Genomic DNA, 3729 nt, shown 5'->3' with positions numbered 1-3729 from the left:
CCCCACGTGAGCCGGTCGAGGATCGCGCGCTCGTGCGGGCCGAGGTCGTCCGGCGCGATGCCCGGTTCGTCGCCGGGTCCGCCGGGTCCGCCGGGTCCGTCTGGATCGCCGGGCCCGCCCGGTCCGCCCGAGGAGCCCGGGGCACTGGGGGAGTCGACACCGAAGGTGGTCGGGCGGGTCGCGGGGGCGAGGCCGGCGATGTGCGGTCCCACCGCCTCCGCCACCGGCCGCGGCACGTGCCGGGTGCGCCCCGAGCGCCACAGCAGCCCGCGGCGCCACAGCTCGTCCAGCACGGGACCGACCCGCGCCGAGTCGGCCTGCAGGAGCCGGGCCACCGGACCGACTCCGCCCGCGTCACCGAGCACCGCGATCGCCTCCAGGACCTGCAGGTGGCCGGTGTCGAGGTCGTCGAGGGCCCGGGTCAGGGAGGCGCGGGTGACGGAGCGGGCGGCCAGCGAGGTGAGGTCTCCGGGAGCCGGGCGGGCGAGGTCGGGGCGCCGCAGCAGCAGCTGGGCGAGCTCCTCGTCGGAGCGTGCTCGCAGGTCGTCCGCGAGGCTGCGGATGCGCCCCGCCGCCGAGCCAGCCGAGCGAGTCGTCACCGAGCCCGTCGCCGAGCCCGTCGCCCGACCCGGCTCCGCTGCGGGGGCGCCGGGCAGGGGAGAGCCGTCGGGCTCGGCGCTGGCACCGGCCCGGTCGTCGCGGCCGGCGCGTGCCGAGGTCGACGAGGACACCCGATCCACGCTACCCGGCGCCCCTGTGACCCGCGAACAGCCGGGATCGCCGGGCCCCGGGCCTATCGCCGCGGCCCCCGCGGCCGGCTCCGCCCGCGTCCACATGCTGGCCGTCGCGCTGGCAGCTCGCCGGCGCGGCGACAACCGCAACGCCGAGCCACGAGCGCAACCGTGAGCGCCTCGAAACGGAGCCCCCGCGCCCAGAGACTTCACCCGACGCGAAGGAGCCGACGTCGGTAGGGTCGAGCGCATGGCTCGCACCTACGCCACCGCGGCCAGAGTCGGCCGCGACGAACTGCTCGACTTCCTGGCCGAGCGCCACCGCGCCACGCTGACGACGCGCCGCCGCGACGGGCGGCTGCAGATGTCGCCGGTGAGCTGCGGGGTCCACGACGGCCGGATCCTCATCTCGACCTATCCGCGGCGCGCCAAGGCCGTCAACGCCCGGCGCGACCCGCGGGTCAGCCTCGTCGTGCACTCCGACGAGTGGAACGGCCCGTACGTGCAGGTCGACGGGCGCGCGAGCGTGCTCGACATGCCCGCGGCGCTCGACGGCCTCGTCGACTACTTCCGCTGCATCAGCGGCGAGCACCCCGACTGGAACGAGTACCGCGAGGCGATGGCGGCGCAGGACAAGTCGCTGCTGTCGATCGACATCGAGGCGTGGGGCCCGATCGCCACCGGCGGCTTTCCCCCGGAGATGAGCGAGCGATGACCGGCGCCGTGCTGCCCACCGGGGAGCAGTGGGAGATCCGCTATCGGGCGCCGAACGCGCTGCACGAGGCCTGCATCACCCAGACCGGCGCGAACCTGCGCAGCTACACGATCGACTCCCGCCCGCTCGTGCACGGGTTCGGCGCCGACGAGCCCTGCCCGGCCTACCGCGGGGCGACGCTCCTGCCGTGGCCCAACCGCGTCGGAGACGGCACGTACACCTTCGGCGGTCAGGAGCGGCAGCTCTCGCTGACGGAACCGGGGCGAGCCAACGCCACGCAGGGGCTCGTGCACTGGCAGGACTGGCACCTGGTGCGCCGCGAGGAGCACGAGATCGTCGTGGCGACCACCCTGCGGCCCCAACCGGGTTGGGACTGGAGCCTGCGCTGCCGGATCACCTTCTCCCTCGACGTCGACGGGCTGCGGGTCACCCCGTGGGTGCGCAACGAGTCGGAGACCGAAGCGCCCTTCGGCTACGGCGCCCACCCCTACCTGACGTGCGGGGAAGAGCACATCGACGAGCTGGAGATGCGGCTGCCGGCCGCCTCCTCGCTCATGGTCGACGAGACGAGGCTGCTGCCGGTGCGGGGTTCGCTCGCCGACAGCGTCGCTCCGGTCACTCCCGACGCCGACCTGCGCGACGGGCCGGCGCTGGCCGACCTGGTGCTCGACACGGCGTACACCGAGCTGGCCGCGGACGACGACGGCGTCTGGCGCGCCCAGCTGTGGCACCCCCAGACCGGCCGCTCGACCACCCTGTGGGCGCCGGTGGCCGACTTCGGCTGGGCCCAGGTGTTCACCGGCGACGAGCTGCCGGAGCCGCTGAACCGCCGCTCCGGCGTGGCCGTCGAGCCGATGACCTGCGGTCCCGACGCGCTGCGCACCCGCGAGGGGCTCATCGCCCTGGCGCCCGGGCAGGAGTGGAGCGCGACGTGGGGGGTGACCGGCTCATGACCCAGCAGCTGGACGGCCTGCGGGCCCGCCTCGCCGACCCGCAGCACCGCGCGCTGGCCGCGTTCGTCGGGATCCCGCGCGTGGAGGTCGTGCAGATCGTGGGGCTCGCCGGCTACGACATCGTCATCCTCGACGGCGAGCACGGCGCGTTCGACGCCTCCGGCATGGCGGCGCTCGTCGCCGCCGGTCACGGGGTCGGCCTCGACGTCGTCGTGCGGGTGCCGGAGCTGCGGGCTCAGGCGATCTCGGCGGCCCTGGACGCGGGCGCCGACGCGGTGCTCGTTCCGCACGTGCGCGACGGTGCCGAGGCCGCGGCGGCGGCGCAGGCGTGCCGGTTCCCGCCCGACGGCATCCGCTCGGTGCACGGGGCGGTGCCCGCCTCGCAGTACGGTTTCCGGCCCGACTACCTGGCCGCCGCGAACGCCGACACGGCCTGCATCGTCATGTGCGAGGACGCCCAGGCGCTGGAGAACATCGACGCGATCGCCGGGGCGCCGGGCGTCGACGCCGTCTTCGTCGGCTCCTACGACCTGTCGGCGTCGATGGGGCACGTCGGGGAGCCGGGCCACGAGGCGGTCGTCGCGGCCGCCCGGCGGGTGCTCGAGGCGACCGCGACGGCGGGCGTCGCGATGGGTGTCATGGCACCGGCTCCGGAGGCGACGGCCGGCTGGTTTGAGGCGGGAGCGCGCTGCGTGGCGGCCGGTGTCGACACCTCGATGCTGCGCGCCGGAGCCATGGCCGCGGTAGCTGCGACGGGCGTGCGTCCGAACGGTTAGCCTTGTTGTCCGACCGGGTCATCTCCCGGCGTTTCGACATCGATGAGAAGGTGCATCGCAGGTGCCGACGGGCAAGGTCAAGTGGTACGACGCCGACAAGGGCTTCGGCTTCGTCTCCGACGACGAGGGGGGAGACGTTTTCCTCCATGCGAATGCGCTGCCTGCCGACGTGACCACCATGAAGGCCGGCACGCGCGTCGAATTCGGCATCGCCCAGGGTCGCCGCGGCGCCCAGGCGATGCAGGTCAAGGTGCTCGACGCCCCGAAGTCGGTGGCGGCCGCCCAGCACGCCAAGCACCGCAAGCCGGCCGAGGACATGACGGTCATCGTCGAAGACCTCATCAAGCTGCTCGACGGCGTCTCCAACCAGCTGCGTCGCGGGCACTACCCCGACGCGAAGGTGTCTGCCAAGGTGGCGGCCGTGCTGCGCGCCGTCGCCTCCGACCTCGACGGAGCCTGACTCCCATGACGACTGCGGTCCAGACGCGCAAACCTGCCCGCGCCGAGCGGCGGGTCGCGCGCGCGCCGAAGGCCGACGCGACGCTCGCGGCGGC

At 74.6% G+C, this 3729-nt stretch carries 4 protein-coding genes and 1 pseudogene; 4 read left to right on the top strand and 1 reads right to left on the bottom strand.

What is annotated here, in order from left to right:
- Positions 1 to 731, bottom strand: a pseudogene (locus tag PINTE_RS20630) (hypothetical protein); the annotation flags it as partial.
- 250 nt (positions 732 to 981) lie between these two features.
- Here PINTE_RS20630 and PINTE_RS20625 point away from each other — a divergent pair.
- The 4 genes from PINTE_RS20625 (at position 982) to PINTE_RS20610 (ending at position 3635) form a co-directional block, all read left to right on the top strand.
- Entirely contained in the window at positions 982 to 1446 is a 465-nt protein-coding gene (locus PINTE_RS20625; RefSeq protein WP_068434351.1) for a PPOX class F420-dependent oxidoreductase, read from the top strand.
- On the top strand, positions 1443 to 2399 hold the full coding sequence (locus PINTE_RS20620; protein ID WP_068434349.1) for an aldose 1-epimerase family protein: 957 nt from the start codon (positions 1443 to 1445) through the stop codon (positions 2397 to 2399). The genes PINTE_RS20625 and PINTE_RS20620 overlap by 4 nt, the downstream gene beginning before the upstream one ends.
- Entirely contained in the window at positions 2396 to 3175 is a 780-nt protein-coding gene (locus PINTE_RS20615) for an HpcH/HpaI aldolase family protein (RefSeq protein ID WP_157087429.1), read from the top strand. The genes PINTE_RS20620 and PINTE_RS20615 overlap by 4 nt, the downstream gene beginning before the upstream one ends.
- 61 nt (positions 3176 to 3236) lie before the next feature.
- On the top strand, positions 3237 to 3635 hold the full coding sequence (locus PINTE_RS20610) for a cold-shock protein (protein ID WP_068434344.1): 399 nt from the start codon (positions 3237 to 3239) through the stop codon (positions 3633 to 3635).
- Positions 3636 to 3729 lie beyond the last annotated feature (94 nt).

This window comes from Piscicoccus intestinalis NBRC 104926, assembly GCF_001515525.1.
Lineage (GTDB): Bacteria > Actinomycetota > Actinomycetes > Actinomycetales > Dermatophilaceae > Kineosphaera > Kineosphaera intestinalis.
This window is presented reverse-complemented; position numbering and strand designations above follow the sequence as displayed.

Bases quoted from the DNA above. Each gene is read 5' to 3' on its own strand.
- PINTE_RS20615 (WP_157087429.1), top strand. From the start codon at position 2,396: ATGACCCAGCAGCTGGACGGCCTGCGGGCCCGCCTCGCCGACCCGCAG.
- PINTE_RS20620 (WP_068434349.1), top strand. From the start codon at position 1,443: ATGACCGGCGCCGTGCTGCCCACCGGGGAGCAGTGGGAGATCCGCTAT.
- PINTE_RS20625 (WP_068434351.1), top strand. From the start codon at position 982: ATGGCTCGCACCTACGCCACCGCGGCCAGAGTCGGCCGCGACGAACTG.